The organism is Pseudarthrobacter sp. NPDC092202, assembly GCF_044755505.1.
In the GTDB taxonomy this organism is placed as follows: Bacteria; Actinomycetota; Actinomycetes; order Actinomycetales; family Micrococcaceae; genus Arthrobacter.
Map to the genome: position 1 here is coordinate 1 of NZ_JBIVRG010000028.1, position 15,156 is coordinate 15,156.

The 15,156-nt window shown below is 66.7% G+C and carries 13 protein-coding genes and 2 pseudogenes; 7 read left to right on the plus strand and 8 right to left on the minus strand.

The genetic code is table 11. The features are described from left to right. Nucleotides 1–391: 391 nt before the first annotated feature. Complete coding sequence (locus tag ACIQF4_RS20835; protein WP_364274412.1) at nt 392–1,543, minus strand: glycerol dehydrogenase; 1,152 nt, start codon at nt 1,541–1,543, stop codon at nt 392–394. Nucleotides 1,544–1,770: 227 nt separating this feature from the next. Between ACIQF4_RS20835 and ACIQF4_RS20840 the strand changes: the two genes are divergently transcribed. Both ACIQF4_RS20840 and ACIQF4_RS20845 read left to right on the plus strand, forming a co-directional pair. Continuing rightward, nucleotides 1,771–2,256 (plus strand): CidA/LrgA family protein, encoded by a 486-nt coding sequence (locus ACIQF4_RS20840; protein WP_364274409.1) that lies wholly within the window; start codon nt 1,771–1,773, stop codon nt 2,254–2,256. After that, nucleotides 2,256–2,981 carry an LrgB family protein gene (locus tag ACIQF4_RS20845; RefSeq protein ID WP_364274418.1) on the plus strand — a complete coding sequence of 242 codons (726 nt, stop codon included), beginning with the start codon at nt 2,256–2,258 and terminating at the stop codon, nt 2,979–2,981. The genes ACIQF4_RS20840 and ACIQF4_RS20845 overlap by 1 nt, the downstream gene beginning before the upstream one ends. 33 nt (nt 2,982–3,014) lie before the next feature. Here ACIQF4_RS20845 and ACIQF4_RS20850 read toward each other — a convergent pair whose 3' ends face one another. Further along, nucleotides 3,015–4,856, minus strand: coding sequence for a GAF domain-containing protein (locus ACIQF4_RS20850; protein WP_364274406.1), 1,842 nt, complete (start codon nt 4,854–4,856; stop codon nt 3,015–3,017). Between the two features lie 65 nt (nt 4,857–4,921). On the opposite strand from ACIQF4_RS20850, the pseudogene ACIQF4_RS20855 reads away from it, so the two are divergent. The 3 genes and pseudogenes from ACIQF4_RS20855 to ACIQF4_RS20865 form a co-directional block, all read left to right on the plus strand. Continuing rightward, nucleotides 4,922–5,140, plus strand: a pseudogene (locus ACIQF4_RS20855) (amino acid oxidase); the annotation flags it as partial. A 369-nt stretch (nt 5,141–5,509) separates the two neighbouring features. Continuing rightward, a pseudogene (locus tag ACIQF4_RS20860) lies at nt 5,510–5,674 on the plus strand (transposase); the annotation flags it as partial. Beyond that, the gene (locus tag ACIQF4_RS20865) at nt 5,675–6,103 is read left to right on the plus strand and encodes a PfkB family carbohydrate kinase (protein WP_400517822.1); all 429 of its coding nucleotides are present in this window, start codon (nt 5,675–5,677) and stop codon (nt 6,101–6,103) included. It begins immediately after the preceding pseudogene. Here the strand turns inward: ACIQF4_RS20865 and ACIQF4_RS20870 are convergent. Genes ACIQF4_RS20870 through ACIQF4_RS20885 form a run of 4 tightly spaced genes read right to left on the minus strand, consistent with a single transcriptional unit; the run spans nt 6,100 to nt 9,988 of the window. Further along, nucleotides 6,100–7,125 (minus strand): LacI family DNA-binding transcriptional regulator, encoded by a 1,026-nt coding sequence (locus ACIQF4_RS20870; protein ID WP_400517824.1) that lies wholly within the window; start codon nt 7,123–7,125, stop codon nt 6,100–6,102. The genes ACIQF4_RS20865 and ACIQF4_RS20870 overlap by 4 nt on opposite strands. A 30-nt stretch (nt 7,126–7,155) precedes the next feature. After that, nucleotides 7,156–7,887, minus strand: coding sequence for a cupin domain-containing protein (locus tag ACIQF4_RS20875; protein ID WP_400517825.1), 732 nt, complete (start codon nt 7,885–7,887; stop codon nt 7,156–7,158). A 2-nt stretch (nt 7,888–7,889) separates the two neighbouring features. After that, the gene (locus ACIQF4_RS20880) at nt 7,890–8,840 is read right to left on the minus strand and encodes a PmoA family protein (RefSeq protein WP_400517827.1); all 951 of its coding nucleotides are present in this window, start codon (nt 8,838–8,840) and stop codon (nt 7,890–7,892) included. Nucleotides 8,841–8,869: 29 nt separating this feature from the next. Then, nucleotides 8,870–9,988: a Gfo/Idh/MocA family protein gene (locus ACIQF4_RS20885; RefSeq protein WP_400517828.1), complete on the minus strand. Its 1,119-nt coding sequence runs from the start codon at nt 9,986–9,988 to the stop codon at nt 8,870–8,872. A 216-nt stretch (nt 9,989–10,204) separates the two neighbouring features. Between ACIQF4_RS20885 and ACIQF4_RS20890 the strand changes: the two genes are divergently transcribed. Beyond that, nucleotides 10,205–12,571, plus strand: a complete 2,367-nt coding sequence (locus ACIQF4_RS20890) for a glycoside hydrolase family 3 N-terminal domain-containing protein (protein ID WP_400517829.1) — start codon at nt 10,205–10,207, stop codon at nt 12,569–12,571. 119 nt (nt 12,572–12,690) lie between these two features. On the opposite strand, the gene ACIQF4_RS20895 is transcribed toward ACIQF4_RS20890, so the two are convergent. After that, nucleotides 12,691–13,254, minus strand: coding sequence for a dihydrofolate reductase family protein (locus tag ACIQF4_RS20895; RefSeq protein WP_400517830.1), 564 nt, complete (start codon nt 13,252–13,254; stop codon nt 12,691–12,693). Nucleotides 13,255–13,458: 204 nt separating this feature from the next. Here ACIQF4_RS20895 and ACIQF4_RS20900 point away from each other — a divergent pair, with 204 nt between their 5' ends. Further along, a complete protein-coding gene (locus ACIQF4_RS20900; protein ID WP_400517831.1) occupies nt 13,459–14,577 on the plus strand; it encodes a hypothetical protein in 1,119 nt (372 codons plus the stop codon). A 56-nt stretch (nt 14,578–14,633) separates the two neighbouring features. On the opposite strand, the gene ACIQF4_RS20905 is transcribed toward ACIQF4_RS20900, so the two are convergent. Then, nucleotides 14,634–15,156: GyrI-like domain-containing protein (locus tag ACIQF4_RS20905; protein ID WP_400517832.1), on the minus strand; the 523-nt coding region annotated here is incomplete at its 5' end.

Sequence of the window (15,156 nt, forward strand, 5' to 3'; positions counted from 1 at the left end):
TGGGCAGTGTGAGAACTTCCATCCTGGAAGACCTCGACGTCTATCCACGAACCAGCCGCCGACCCTCGACTACACCCTCAACTGCGAAGAGCCCTATTAGTGCCGTGCAGTTGTTCGGGAGCACCGCAAGTCACGGCGCAGCGGCGAGCAAGGGCCGAGGAGCCCTCCTGCATCTGCCGGCCGAAAAGGGTGATTCGCCATTGCAGGGGAGGCCATTTAAGGTTCGAGGAGTTTTCCGCTCTCCGGGCGCGACTTATGCGATGACGAAGCTGACCGACCTCCGCCGAGCTGTAGCGGCACGCGCTTCGGCTCGGCGGAGGTCGATCCTTGGCGGATTCAAACGGGGCGAGGTTGAATGGTTCCGCGACCCGTCGACCTACTTCGCCCCGGATCAGTGCTTCTTCGGGGTGTACAGCACAGGGGCGGGGAGCCCCGCCTCCTCGCGGATCCGCCGCGAAAGGTGCTCGATCGAACGCAGGGCATCAACGAGCGCAGGCACGGTGACCTCGAAGGGCATGCAGTGGATGGTCTCGCCCTCCGCCGTCGCACCCTCGGCGACCTTGGTGATCGTGTCGATGTCGTCCACATCGATGCCGACCTCGGTGAGGGTCGTGGGCAGCCCCACGCGAGTCGTGAACTCGATGAAGTCAACGATGTCCTGGTACGGGGCACCTTCCAGGACGAGCTGGGTGAGGCTACCAATGTTCACCTTGAAACCGTGCATGAGCCCGTGGGTCTGGGGCACCTGCGTGAGGCCGTTGTGGATCGCATGCGCTGCAGCAAGGCCACCCGACTCAAAGCCAAGACCCGAAAGCAGGATGTTCGCCTCCGTGAGCTTTTCGACCGCGGGAGTGATCAGCCCATGGCGCACTGCGTCCATCGCAGGAAGCGCATTCTCCCAAATGATCTCCCAGGAGAGCTTCGCGAGAGCCGTCCCGGTGACTGTCGCGAGGTCACCCGCGATGGTGTCGGAGAAGGACTCCGCCACGGCTTTGGCCTCGAGCCAGGTCGCGAGCGCATCCCCGACACCTGCCGCGAGGAAGACGGGTGGTGCCGCCGCGATGACATCGACGTCCACAAGGACGAGGTCGGGGTTGTGGGGGAAGATCCGGTACTCCAGGAAGTTGTGCTCGGCGGTGTAGATCACGCCGAGCGCGGAGGTGGGCGCGTCCGTGGATGCCGCCGTCGGTACCGTGACCCACCGGATGCCAGTCTCGTGCCCCGAGGACTTCGCGACATCGATGGCGCTTCCGCCACCCACGCCGACAACCACATCGGCGTCGTGCTGCTTGATGAACTCCACGAACCGGGCGATCTCCCCGGGATGGGGAATGCCTCTGAACTCCTCCCAGATGACAGGCAGCCCGGCTGCCTCGAGGCTCGCGACGACACGGTCGCCGACGAGCTCGCGGACGAAGGCATCCGAGATAATGAGGGGCTTCTTGCCGACGCGGGCGAGGTTTTCGCCGAACTGTGCGAGCGCGCCGCGCCCCTGGACGTACCGACCAGGGCTGACGAGTGTCTGAACAGTGCTCTGAGCCATAGCTGCAGTCTCCTTCGACTGGATTCTTCCGACTGAATTCTTCGAGTCGCCGCTGCGGGTGATGCGCCGCGGTTGTGCTCCACGCTAGGGAAGCCCGCGGGGTGTGCACATCGGGAAGAGCCCTACGCCGGAGGTAGGGAAAATCCGCCTTGTCCGCTCCCGCCGCGAACGGAAGGGTAATCGCGGAGCCCTTCAGGCACGCTGAAGGTTTCGATGAGGAGGCCCCGATGACACCGGAGGACGCACCCCGTACCCGAACGGAGCGGGAGGAAGGCCCCGACGCAGCGCAAGGCGATTCGCTGTATAGCAGCCTTCTCACGCTGATCTTCGGATTTGTGCAGATCCTCGCCTGCCTCGCTCTCGGAGATCTGGTGGTCGCCCTGGCCGGGGTTCCCGTCCCCGGGGCGATCCTCGGGATGATGCTCCTGCTGATCGTGCTGTCCATGAAGGGACACGTGAAGGGAGACGGGCAGGGCCACGGAGAGGGGCTCGCGGCCATCCGCGTCTCCGACCGTCTGCTGGCCCTGCTCCCGTTGCTCTTCGTCCCCGCGGGCACCGGGGTGATCGCGCTCGTGGCGAGGATCCGGCTCGATGCCCTGCCGCTGCTGGCCGGTCTCGTCCTGTCCTGGGCCGCAGGATTGGCCGTCACCGCGGTGGTCTCCCGGTTCGCCCTCAAGGCCCAGAACGGGTTCCGTTCGAGGAGAGCATCGTGATGTCGATGCTGCACGAACTCTGGCGTGTGCTCACCGATTCCCCGGTCTTCGGGGTCGGCCTCACCCTGGGAGCCTTCCTCCTGGCGAATCGGATCGCGACCTGGGTGCATGGGCACCCGCTCGCCAATCCGGTCTTCCTCTCGATCCTTCTGACCTGCCTCGGCCTCGCCCTGACGGGCGTGGACTATCAGACGTACATGACGGGGGGAGAGATGATCGGATTCCTGCTCGCACCGGCAACCGTGGCCCTTGCGGTGCCGCTGCATCGGGAGGCACAGCGCATGCGAGGCTCCTTGATCGCTGTTCTCGCCTCTGTCGTGGCGGGCGCAACTGCTGCTGTGGTCACCGGGTATCTCGTGGTGCACGTGCTCGGAGGGAGCGCGGCGGCGGCCTTGTCTATGGCTCCGAAGACCGCCACCACGCCGGTCTCGATCGCAGTCTCTGAGAAGATCGGCGGGGAGCCGGCGCTCTCCGCGGTGCTCACGATCCTTGCGGGGATCCTAGGGGCGATGGCCCTGGGTCCGGTACTAACGGCGGCGCGGGTGCACGACCCGCGTGTGCGTGGGCTAGCGATGGGTGTTGTGTCCCATGGGATCGGCACCTCGGCGATGCTCCAGTCCGAACCTCGGGCAGCAGCATATTCAGCTCTTGCGATGGCGATCACGGCGCCGGTGGTCGCTCTCCTCTCGCCCCTGCTGGTTGCAGCCTTGCTGATGGTCGGATAGTTCAGGAGTCACCCATGACACCCCACATCTCTCCTACATCTGTTTGACCTGTGCAAGATCGAGCTGGGCGAGCATGGTCCGATTGCGCACCCCGGTCTTTCGCAGCAGCGAACCGACATGCTTCTCCACGGTCTTGACCGAAATATGAAGGGCGGTAGCGATCTCCTTGTCCGGCATCCCCTGGCTCACGAGGTCTCGCACCTCGTGTTCGCGGGCCGTGAGCGCTTCCGCAGAGGGGTCGGCGCTCTGGGTCAGCCACGCGGCGTTCTCGGCATCCAGAAGGATCTCCCCGCGACCGGCAGCGATCAGGGTGCGGACGATCTGCTCTCCCGTCGCGTGATGGCTGAGATACCCCTTGGCTCGGAACCGCGTGCCCGCGCGATACGTTCCAGCGTTGGGAGCCGCGTTCGAGACCACGACTGAAGGATCTCCCGGCAGATGCAGGTTTCCCTCCGCATCTCGATCCACCCCCGATAGAACCTCGATGTCCGCGACCACGATGTCGGGCGCGAGCAGATCACAGGTCGAGACGAGAGTCGAGGGATCATCGAGTTCCCCGACCACGTGCAGGCTCGGCTCGGCAAGGTTCACTAGGCGCGCGATCCCAGAACGATCCACCGGCCAGCGACAGGCGATCAGGACCCGGATCCGATGGGCCTGCGAATCCTCGCTGCGGCTCGGCGTATCCGGAAGCTGGACGCGTACTTGGGTTCCCCATCCCGGTGTGGAGGTCACGGAGAGATCCCCACCGATCTGCTGCGTCCGGGAACGGACCTGGCGCAGGCCCTGGCGGAGCGGCGGATCCTCGGTGGCGAGCGCCGTCGCGACCTCGAAGCCGACACCATCGTCCTCGACCATCACCGTGAAGGCCAAGGGCTCATACAGCAGACCCACACGCACCTTTGTCGCCTGGGCATGGCGGACCACGTTGTTTAGCAGTTCTTGGACGATCCGGAAGGTCTGGTGCACCGTGTCGTTCGCGATCGGTCGCTCGTCGCCCACGAGCACGAGCGAAGTGTGTGCTCCGCTCGTGGACTTTATCCAGTCCAGTTCGGCGCGCACGGCGTCGTGGAGGGTGCGGCCGCCGAGGCTGTCGGCCACGGAGTCGATCGTGGTCCGCCGGGTATCCTCGAGCGCAGCCTCGGCGGATTCAAGGGCCAGATGGATGTGCTCGCCCACTCTGTTGGCATCGATTACGGCGTCGAGAGCTTGGGCGGCACCGAGGTGGGCGACCAGCCGGGTGAGGTTAGTGCTGAGGGTCTCATGCAGGTCGCGTACGGTGCGCTCGCGCTCACCGGCGATCACTGCGGTGCGCATGCGCTCGACCGTCTGACGATGGGCTTCCGCATTCACGAGAGCCAGCGCCGCATGGTCGGCGAACAGCTCCAGCAAGGCGAGATCACGTGTGGTGAAGACTGTGTCAGCCCCCGCGCCGAAGACGACGAAGACTCCGATCACGTTCTCCCCATGCAGCATCGGGACGGCAATCACCGCCGAGCGATAGCGAGTGGTCGTCGGGTCGATGTGCCCTCGGTAGACCGCTGCGTACTCGTCAAAGATCACGCCTGATCGCGCGCGCACCACCTCCCCGGTCACTCCTTCGCCGATCGGGAAGGTCTCGCCGGCCTGGCAGCCGACGCTGAGGTCGACCATCTTCGTGTAGGTCCCTGAGCGTTCGTCGACGAGAGCAATGGATCCGCTCGAGGACTCCAGTAGGGACACGGCGCGCCGGAGGATTCGCTCGAGGAGCTGGTCGAGGTCGAATTGACCAGCCAGATCTCTCGCGAACTCGCCGACGATGCGGCGCAACTGGACATGGTCGGGCATCGCCAGATGGGTCTGCGGTGCAGATTGTCGCGTGGCAGAGACGTTCATAGAGCTCCTCGTCGAGCTGGTGTGCTCGGACGCCGTCGTCCCGGGCACCAAATGTGATGAGGGTACCAGAGCCGCGCGACTTCCTTCACTGCTGGGTGACCGACCTCCCGTGGAGTGAGGACGGCGTGGCCGTGTGGGAGGCCGGCTCTGTCCTTTTTGTGGCCGGTCACAATTTGTTCAAGCAGGCACCTGCGCTGGGTCGCGCTCTTGCCCGGGCTGCGACCGGCGGCGGTCTCCGCGCCGAGCTCACGCCCGAGGCGCGCCTCGGCGAGGCCCAGAGCTAGGGCGTGTCTCCCAATCGGGGGGGGTGACCCGCGATTCTGGCCGGCAAACTGTTCAGCGAGCCCACGATCGAAAAGTTGGACGTCCGGGGCTCCAAAATCCCCGCCTGAGACCATGATCTCGTCGAGCGTCGCCGGTACCTCACCCTTGTTGGCATAGTCCACGGGTGAGGTACCGGCGACGGTGCGGCGAGTACCCGTGCGATGGTTCTGCCGTCACGATGGGGTCACGCCTGTGGCTTCCTCCAATGCCGCGGCGAGGTATCTCGCGGAAGCGCCGACGCCCTTGTCCGCGACGTGCTCGGGCGTGCCAGCTGCAACCATGGTCCCGCTGGCGTCGCCCGCACCGGGCCCTAGTGTGACTACGAGGGGCTCGCCTGCTTCGACCGGACCGGCACTTCGAACGGCCCGACCGAGGCGATCAACGGCCGCCTCGAGCACCTCCACGGCTCCGCCCTCGGCTTCCGCAACCTCACCACCTACATCGCCCGATCGCTCCTCGAAACCGGAGGTTTCCGACCACTGCTACACCCTCAAATGCGATGGGCCGTCAAAGCCAGCGACGAAGACCTGCGCTGGCTGTATCCGGGCAGGACGCCGGATGAGTCGCTGGCCGCTTGGCTGGACCTGGGACCGGCACTGGTTGCACTGACGCGCGGCGCCGACGGGCCCGTCATCCTGACCCGGCAAGGGCGTGTTGAGATGCCGGCGGAACCCGTTACCGTGGCGGACACTGTGGGTGCCGGCGATTCCTTTATAGCGGCACTGGTCTCCGGCCTGGGGCAGCTGGGCGCGCTGGGCGGTGACCGCAGGACACGCCTGCACCGCCTCTCCCCCGGGGAACTGCAGGCCCTGGCGGCCTACGCGAACAGGGCGGCCGCCATCACGTGTTCCCGGCCGGGCGCCAACCCGCCCACAACAGCCGAGCTCGGCTCCCTCGCAGGCATGCCCGCCGGGGCCGGCTAGCCCTTGCGCGGAGGAGCCGTGGAGCCGCGCACCACAAGCTCGGTCCCCAGCTCGATCCGCTGGGGCAGCTCCTCGTCGCCGTCCAGGTGGCGGAGCAGGGCGCGCATGGCTGTCTCGGCCATCTGCACCACGGGCTGGCGGACGGTGGTCAGCCCCGGTTCCACCCACTCGGCTGCAGGGATGTCGTCAAAACCCACGATGGACAGGTCTTCGGGGATGCTCAGTCCGGCGGCGCGCGCGGCCCGGTAGGCACCCAGGGCCTGGTCGTCGTTGCCGGTGAAGATCGCGGTGGGCCTGTCCTCCAGCTGCAGCAGCTTGCGGGTGGCGGCCTCACCGGACTCGATGGAGAAGTCGCCGGGAACCATCAGGGCGGGATCAACCGGAATCCCCGCCCTTCGCAGGGCAGAGCTGTAGCCGTCCTCGCGCGCGCTGCTGCACTGCAGGTCCTCGCGGCCGCCGATCATGCCGATCCGCTTGTGCCCCAGCTGCAGCAGGTGCTGCGTGGCCGAGTATCCGCCGTCCCAGTTGGCCGCGCCCACCGTCATCAGGTCCGGGCCTGGCTGGCCCACGGGATCGATCAGCACCACCGGGATGCCCAGCGATTTGATCCGCTGGATCTGCTTGGCGTCCAGCTGGTAGACCGCCATCAGCAGGCCGTCCGATTTCCGCTCCGCAACGTTCGCCAGCCAGGGCCGGATGCGCGAGCCGTCCAGGCTGAGGCTGCTCACCACCGTGCCGTAGCCGGCGAGCTGCGCCACGCGCTCAACGCCCTCGATGATTTCCAGCGCCCATTCCGAGCCCATTCCCGGGAACACCAGGTCCACCAGTCCGGCCTTCTGCCGGCGCTTGGCCGGGCGGCGGGCGTAGTCCCGCCGGGCAATGATTTCCTCCACCCGGGCCCGGGTGTCCGCCGCCACGTGGGCGTGCCCGTTCAGCACTTTCGAAACAGTCGGAACGGAGACCCCGGCCTCGCGCGCAATCTCACTAATCGTGGCACGTCCCGTTTCCTGCTTGCTCACCAAGCCGTCCTTTCATCCGGGACAGCGCCCGGGTCAGCTATCGGAAAGTTCCCACGTCTGGATCCGGCCGCACATGCCGTAAAACCTGCGGTTCTTCCGTTGCCCCATGGTAGTCCGGGCCTTGCCCAGGTAGAAACTTTCCGCCGCGTCCAGAGAAGCCAGTTGCTGCCGCGTGGTCTCGGCCTGCTCCGCTGCGCCGCCGGCCAGGACGTCGGCCCACGCTGCGGTCCTGGGAGCCACCAGCCGGGCGGCCGCGGCATGGAAGTCCGCCAGTGCCGCGGGCCCGGACTCAATCATGGCAGCCTTCAGGGCAAGGTAGCCTTCCAGCGCCAGGTCACGACGACGGCGGGCTGCCTCCTCCCCCTCGGCCAGGCCGGCGTCGGCATCCTTAATCTCCAGGGCCGCGGCCCTACCGTACGCTTCGGCGTCCGCGAGGTGCTCCGGCGGGAACGTCATGACGGCGTCCCCGTTTTCCGGCAGCCCGGCATTCTGCATCACCACCAGGACCTTGAGGGTGCCGGAGTCGTTGATGGCACGGTGCACCGTTCCGGGGGTGAACCACAGCACCACTCCCGGCTCCAGCGGCGATGAGGTGAAGCCGTCAGAGTTCAGGGTCTCCAGCCGGCCCGCCCCTTCCAGCACCACGTACGCCTCGGTGGAGGCGGTGTGCATGTGCGGCGAACCGCCGGCGCAGCCGTCCGCGCCCGGCCAGTCATAGATGGTGACCTCGGAAAGCCCGGTGGCACCGGGGAAAGTGGATCCCACGGTTATGCCCAGCTTTCCAGTGCCTGCTGCGCCGCTCCGGCCAGTGCGGCGGCGCGCGTCCCGTCCACCGCGCCGTCGGCAATCACCACGGCGTAGCGGTAGGTCAGGGGTGAGCCTTCCTCCAGCGGCACCTCGTGGCTGAAGAAAGGCGCCGAGCCCAGGCACGCGAACATCGATGATCTGGCGAACCACTGGGTGGGAGCGCCGGGGTTGGCGCTGTCCTCCGTGAAGAGGATGCTGGAGGACCGGCAGGTGTCGTCATGCTTTCCCGTGAAGGCGATCCACGGTGAACGGGTTCCCATGAACTCGTCACCGCCGGCCCCCTCCGGGCTGCGGAACTCCCCTCCGGTGAAGGACCGCGGGCCGCGCCAGAACAGTCCGCCGTAGCCGGCATTGTCCCGGCCCTCGGTGGTGGGGCTTCCGATGGTGATGGTTTCCCCGGAAATGTTGCTCATTTCGGACTCGAACAGGATGGCGTAGGCGCCCTCCGTACCTTCGGCGTCCAGGAGCTGGATGCTGAAACGGCGGTTCTCCGCGATGACAGGTTCCCCCTCCTGGGACGTCCAGGTAAGGGATTCCGACGCCGTGATCCCGGCTTCGGTCTCCTTGACCGAAGCGAATGCCTGGTGGGTCATGGCGCCGTTGTTGTCCAGGTTGGCGTACTCGGTGGCGCGCGTGTAGGTGGCGCCGCCCCAGAAGTTGTGCTTTCCCACGTTGGGCAGGGCCCAGGACAGGCCTTTGTGCCAGACGTGGTCCCACGGACGCGAAATGGTGACTTCGTCGCCTTCCAGGGTTGCCAGCGGGTGGAAGAACGGCCGGGGGCTTTCGTACTGGGCGTCGGTGGGCTTGTAGGTATAGGTGGCGATGGTCCGGCCGTTGGCGGTGAAGCTGAGGGCGGCGCCGTCGTCCAGGACGCTCAGCTGGCGGGTTGTGGTGGCTGCGGGGGTGGTCATGGAAAAGTCTCCTTGAAAGTTGCGGGTTGTCAGGCGCGGACGGCGCGCAGGGCGGTGGCGTCCAGCACTTCGGCGCCCAGTCCCTCGCCGTCCATGCCGGCGTAGAAGGGGTGGCCGGGGACGATGTCGCCGCGCCGGACCGGGGTGCCGGTGAAAGCCGAGGCGTAGATGGCGGCCGCGAGCTCAAGTGTCTGCCGTGCGGAGTCCGCGCCGGCTGGAAGGGGGCGCCCGGCGTCGAGCGCGTCATACATGGCCAGGAACTGCGCCGAGTGTCCGCTCCCCCGTTCCAGCGGCTGCCCTGCCCACGCGTTGTTGACCTGTTCTTCGTGGCCGGGGGCGGCAGTGATGGTCCAGTTCTCGGTGCTGTAGCCGTAGAGGTGGTTCAGTTCCACGGTGGCGAACTCGCAGTCGATCCGGATGTCCGAGGTCTCGCGGGGAGACAGCAGCGAGTTGACGATGGTGGCCACCGCGCCGTTCCTGAAGCGGACCAGTGCCGCGGACAGGTCCTCGGTGGACGTGGCGCGGTCCTGCCGGGCGGCGATGGCGGTGACTTCCTCCCATGGGCCCAGCAGGTGGAGGAGCAGATCGAACTGGTGGATGCCGTGGCCCATGGTGGGTCCGCCGCCCTCGGCGTTCCAGGTGCCGCGCCAGGGCAGGTCCCAGTAGCTGTCCGGCCTGTACCAGAGCGTGTCACAGCGGGCCACCAGGGGACGGCCGAATTCTGTGGCCCCGATCAGTTCCCTGGCAGCCGCCGAAGCATCGCCAAAGCGGTGCTGGAAGACGCAGGAGAACTGGGCGCCGCCCTTTGCCTGCGCTTTGTCCAGGCGGTCGAAGTCGGCCAGGCTCAGCGCCGGCGGCTTCTCGGACAGGACGTGGACGCCCGCCTCCAGGCATTCGATGGCCTGGTCGATGTGGAACATCGGCGGGGTGCAGAGATGCACAATGTCCGGTTTGGCGCCGGCCAACAGGTCGGCCAGGGTGAGGTACCTGCCCTCAATGCCGTGCTGGCCGGCGAAGGCGTCCAGCCGGCCCTGGTCCACATCGCATGCGGCCACGAGCTCCGCCCGCCCGCCTGTCCGGGCAAGGTTGTCCGCGTGCACCGCGGCGATCCCGCCGGTTCCCACGATGGCCACTCTGTACGTCCGCATGATCTCTCCGTCGTTGCAGTAAATGTTGTTGGCGTAAACAGTTCGAAACTTTCTAGGACATCGCCGAAGTTTCGAACACAGGATTGAGCTTGGTTCCGCGCCTTCACTCAACCGTATGGAGCATCTTGATCCGCCGTCAAGGATTTGAAGCCTAGAAACTTGTAATAAGTTTCTGATAGTTTCAGAGAAACAATCACGATCCCATAGGAGAAGCCCGTGACGAGCGGTGCCGCCGAGAAGCAAGCACTAAGCCAGGAAAACGCTCGGGCCGGCGGCAGCAACGCCGTCGAACGCCTCATCCGTGAGATGACGCTGGAAGAGAAGCTGGCACAGCTGGCCGGCGTCTGGGTGAATGCCTCGACGGAGGGCGACTCCGTGGCTCCCCTGCAGAACGAGATGGCCGGCGACGGCCGTTCCTGGGATGAAGTGATCTCCAACGGCCTGGGCCAGATCACCCGCATGTACGGCACCGTCCCCGTGGAACCGCTGGAAGGCGCGCGCCGGCTGGCCGCCGCGCAGGAAGAGATCATGGCTGCCTCCCGCTTCGGCATCCCCGCGCAGGTCCACGAGGAATGCCTCGCAGGCCTGGCAGCCTGGAAAGCCACTGCGTTCCCGGTGCCCCTGGCCTGGGGTGCCACCTTCAACCCCGCCCTTGTCCGCCGCATGGCCGGGCTGATCGGGGGCCAGATGCGGCAGCTAGGCGTCCACCAGGGCCTGGCCCCTGTGCTGGACGTGGTGCGGGACCTGCGCTGGGGCCGGGTGGAGGAGACCATCGGCGAGGACCCGTACCTTGTGGGCGTCCTGGCCAGCTCCTACGTTGAAGGGCTGGAGGGGGCGGGGATCGTAGCAACCCTCAAGCACTTTGTTGGCTACTCCGCGTCCCGCGCCGGCCGCAACCACGCACCGGTGTCCATGGGCCCCCGGGAACTGGCTGATGTGATGCTGCCGCCGTTCGAACTGGCCATCAAGCACGGCGGAGCCCGGTCCGTCATGCACGCCTACACGGATACAGACGGCGTGCCGGCAGCCGCCAACCGTGCACTCCTCACGTCCCTGCTCCGGGACGAGTGGGGCTTCGCGGGGACGGTGGTAGCGGACTACTTCGGCGTTGCCTTCCTCCACGTCACCCACGGCGTGGCCGCCGATTCGGGCGAAGCCGCTGCCCTTGCCCTCACCGCCGGCGTGGACGTGGAACTGCCCACGGTGAACTGCTACGGCAAGCCCCTGGAGGAACGGATCCGCGGGGGCGCAGTTGCCGAGGAGCTGGTGGACACCGCGCTGCGGCGCGTGCTGACCCAGAAGCAGGAGGCCGGGCTGCTGTCCCCCAATTTCAACCCCGCTCCCCCGGTACTTGCCGCCGGGTCCATCAACCTTGACCCCGCGGTGAACCGCGCCCTGGCACGGGAGATCGCAGCACAGTCGCTGGTGCTGCTGAGCAACAGGACGCACAACGGCGGCCCCGCACTGCCGCTGCCCGGCACCTTGGGCGGTGCACTCGGCGTGGTGGGGCCGCTGGCACAGGACCCCTTCGCGATGCTGGGCTGCTACTCCTTCGACGCGCACGTGGGAGCTTCGCATCCTGACGTACCGATGGGCATCCGGATCCCCACCGTCGCGGACGCTGCCGCGTCCCGCTTCGGCTCCGTCCGCAGCGCCGCCACCGGCACGTGCGAGGCCATCACGGTGGAACAGATCGAGGAGGCGTGCACCATTGCCTCAGAGGTGGACACGTGCGTGATCGCCGTCGGCGACAACGCCGGCCTCTTTGGCCGCGGCACGTCCGGGGAGGGAAACGATGCCGCCGACCTCCGGCTCCCGGGTGACCAGCACCGCATGCTTGACCGGGTGCTGGCTGCTGCCGAAACTGCGGGGACGCGCACCATCGTGGTGGTGCTCAGCGGCCGGCCGTACGCGCTCGGTGACTTCGTGGACCGCGCCGGGGCCATCATCCAGGGCTTCTTCCCCGGCGAGGAGGGCGGCGAGGCGCTCTGGGACGTGCTGACCGGCGTCGTCAATCCCTCGGGCAAGCTGCCGGTGTCCGTGCCGCGGACCCCCGGCGGGCAGCCCGGCACCTACCTCCGCAGCCGGCTGGCCGGCCCGTCCGGTGTCAGCGCACTGGACCCGTCGCCGCTGTTCGGCTTCGGCCACGGGCTGTCCTACACGGACTTCGGGTTCTCGGACCACGTGGCCGGCGCCCCTGCGATGTCGACGGCGGAAGCGGTCACCGTGAGCTGCACGGTCACCAACACCGGGGCCGTTGACGGTGCCGAGGTAGTGCAGCTTTACCTGGCGGACCCGGTAGGCGAGGTGGTCCGGCCGGTCCGGGAGCTGATCGGATTTGCCCGGGTGGAACTCGCGGCCGGGTCCTCGGCATCGGTCGAGTTCACCGTGCACGCGGACCGCACGTCCTTCACCGGCGTGGACCTGAAGCGCGTCGTCACGCCCGGCCTGCTGAAACTGCACGTGGCCACCTCCAGCACCCAGGACGTCCACACCCACGAGGTCATCCTTCACGGCGAGCGCCGCGTGGTGGGTTTCGAGCGCGAAATGCTGACGCCGGTGCGGATCACCCGGCAGGGCTGAACCGGGACCGGACCACGGGATCGAAACTTCTGCGCAGCCAATCAAGTTCAGCCCAGTCTGCTCGGGCGCCACGAGATCCTTGGTCGGCCCGGAGCCTGTGCGGGTCCGGCGTCGGGCACTCAGCTCCTGGTCTCGTACCTGGTCAGGAGCACGCCGCCGGGGAACGTCCGGGTCTCCACCAGATACAGGTTCACCCACTTGTCCACGGCCGTGAAGAACGGAGTTCCGCCGCCCACCAGGACCGGATGGGTGACAAGCGCGTACTCGTCGACCAGCCCGGCGCGCATGGCCGCTGCGGCGAGTGTGGCACCGGCGATGTCCATGGAGCCGCCGTCGTCGGCCTTGAGGCGGGCGATCTCGGTGACGGCGTCGCCCGTGATCAGGCGGGTGTTCCAGTCAACCGTGCTGGTCGTCGAGGAGAACACGACCTTCGGCATGTCTCTCCAGCGGCGGGCGTATTCGATCTGCGCCGGCGTGGCACCAGGCTGCTGGTCGGCGGTGGGCCAGTGGGAGCTCATCGCCTCCCACAGTTTGCGCCCGTACAGGGCCAGGCCCGTCGCCCCCACCCGGTCGGACCACCACTGAAACAGCTCGTCGCTCGGGACGCTCCAGCCGAGGTCGTCTCCGGGCGCGGCGATGTAGCCGTCGAGGCTCACGTTCATGCCGAAGGCCAGTTTGCGCATGGCGCCAGTTTCCCGTGAGCCGGTATCCGTTGTACAGGCCAGCGGTTGGCGGAGGTAAACTCGGCCTCATGCTTTCTACGCGCCGATTTACTTGCCCCCGACCGGTTTCCGGTCGCGAGGGCTTACTGGCGCGCGCCTAGGTCCTGGCGCCGGATCTGAGTCGGGGGCGGAAACCACCACTCATATCCAAACCCAAGGACCACCATGCCCAATTACCTCAGCCCCAATGAACTCCATGACGCCCTGAACATCCGGGACCTCTCGGATCCCCTCAGCGGTCCCCATGCAATGCAGGAGCTCCTGCAAAGCGTCACTGATGCGCTCCGCAACCGATGGGATGTGCCGGAACGGGTTATCCGCAACAGCCCGCTGGTCAGCGTGGTCGACAACTACGACCACCTCGGATTCAAGGGATCAGACGTGACGCGGGATCAAAGATACTCCCGCTATATCAGCCCAACGGTCATGCTGCGCAGTCACACCTCAGCGTCTATCCCGTCGCTGCTCCGAGCCCTAAACCCTCGGGAATTCTCGGACGAGCTGTGGACCGTCCCGGGCCTTGTCTACCGACGCGATTCCATTGACCGCACGCATGTGGGAACGCCGCACCAGGTAGACCTGTGGCGCGTGAGCTCGCAGGCAAACCTCGACGTCGGTGACCTTCAAGACATGGTCGCGTCCCTGGTCCAGGCCGTGCTTCCCGGCGCCCAGTGGCGCGCAGTCCCTGCCGTCCACCCCTACACCGAGCATGGCCTGCAGATCGATGTCCTCATGGACGGGGAATGGCTCGAACTCGCCGAATGCGGCCTCATGGCCGCGCACCTGTTCTCACAAGCTGACCTGGATCCCACCAAGTGGTCCGGGCTAGCCCTTGGCATGGGCTTGGACCGCGCCCTGATGCTGCGTAAAGGCATCCCAGACATCAGGTTGCTCCGGTCCACGGACAGGCGCATCGAACAGCAGATGATTTATCTGGCACCGTGGCGGCCGGTCTCCCAGCTGCCACCAATCCGACGCGACATATCAATTGTCGTTCCCGCGGACATGGACGCCGAAGTACTGGGAGATCGAGTCCGAACAGCCCTGAACGGGCAGGCAGACGACCTGGAAAGCGTCGAACTGCTGGCCCTCACTCCCCGTACTGAACTTCCGGTGTCAGCGCAGGAACGGCTACAGATTCGTGACGGACAAGCCAACGCGCTGATACGGCTAGTCCTTCGCCCTTTGACCAGGACGATGACAGATTTACAGGCCAACCAGATCCGCGACGATGTCTACCTGGCTCTGCATGAAGGGCCGGTAAAGGAGCTCATCGCCGGATAAGGATCCTTGGTCGGGGCGCCGCTGGCGTGACCTTGTCCTGTCCGCGGACTGGCCTGTCAGGCTCGTTCTACCGGGAGCCACAATTCGCAGCTCGCTGTGCTGAAGTCGGCACTGCGATCCAGGACTGCCACAATTGATGGGCCCGGGCGCAGCCGCCACGGATTCGACGGGAACCAATCGGTGGCGGTGGACGCCCAGGTGGACTGCAGAACCTCCGGGTACGCCCCTTCGGCGCGGAATACCGCCCAAGTGCCTGCGGGGACCTCGATCGCGTCGAGGCCCCCGTGCACCGGCGTCCTTTCGGTGACGGCGACGCCATGGAGGTAGGTTAGCTCGCTCCCCTCCGTGTAGTCAGGGTCAACGTCGGCGCTCACCTGGAGCAGGCCCTCGGGTTCGGTGTTGCTCAGTTCCTTGAGCCGGGCGTGCTCTGCTGACGGTAACGAGGCGATGTGCGCTTGGATGTGCGGGTTTGGGCCGTGGTGAATAAGCCTCGATCCACCGATGAGCCTTCGGCTGGCCGTCCTGGCGTGACCGGTGCGAGATGATGCGCCGCGGGCAGGGGTGTGTTCCGGGCGTCGC

Excerpts from the sequence above, each read along its gene's own strand:
- ACIQF4_RS20835 (WP_364274412.1), bottom strand. The coding sequence starts at position 1,543 with ATGGCTCAGAGCACTGTTCAGACACTCGTCAGCCCTGGTCGGTACGTC.
- ACIQF4_RS20840 (WP_364274409.1), top strand. The coding sequence starts at position 1,771 with ATGACACCGGAGGACGCACCCCGTACCCGAACGGAGCGGGAGGAAGGC.
- ACIQF4_RS20845 (WP_364274418.1), top strand. The coding sequence starts at position 2,256 with ATGTCGATGCTGCACGAACTCTGGCGTGTGCTCACCGATTCCCCGGTC.
- ACIQF4_RS20850 (WP_364274406.1), bottom strand. The coding sequence starts at position 4,856 with ATGAACGTCTCTGCCACGCGACAATCTGCACCGCAGACCCATCTGGCG.
- ACIQF4_RS20865 (WP_400517822.1), top strand. The coding sequence starts at position 5,675 with ATGCGATGGGCCGTCAAAGCCAGCGACGAAGACCTGCGCTGGCTGTAT.
- ACIQF4_RS20880 (WP_400517827.1), bottom strand. The coding sequence starts at position 8,840 with ATGACCACCCCCGCAGCCACCACAACCCGCCAGCTGAGCGTCCTGGAC.
- ACIQF4_RS20885 (WP_400517828.1), bottom strand. The coding sequence starts at position 9,988 with ATGCGGACGTACAGAGTGGCCATCGTGGGAACCGGCGGGATCGCCGCG.
- ACIQF4_RS20895 (WP_400517830.1), bottom strand. The coding sequence starts at position 13,254 with ATGCGCAAACTGGCCTTCGGCATGAACGTGAGCCTCGACGGCTACATC.
- ACIQF4_RS20900 (WP_400517831.1), top strand. The coding sequence starts at position 13,459 with ATGCCCAATTACCTCAGCCCCAATGAACTCCATGACGCCCTGAACATC.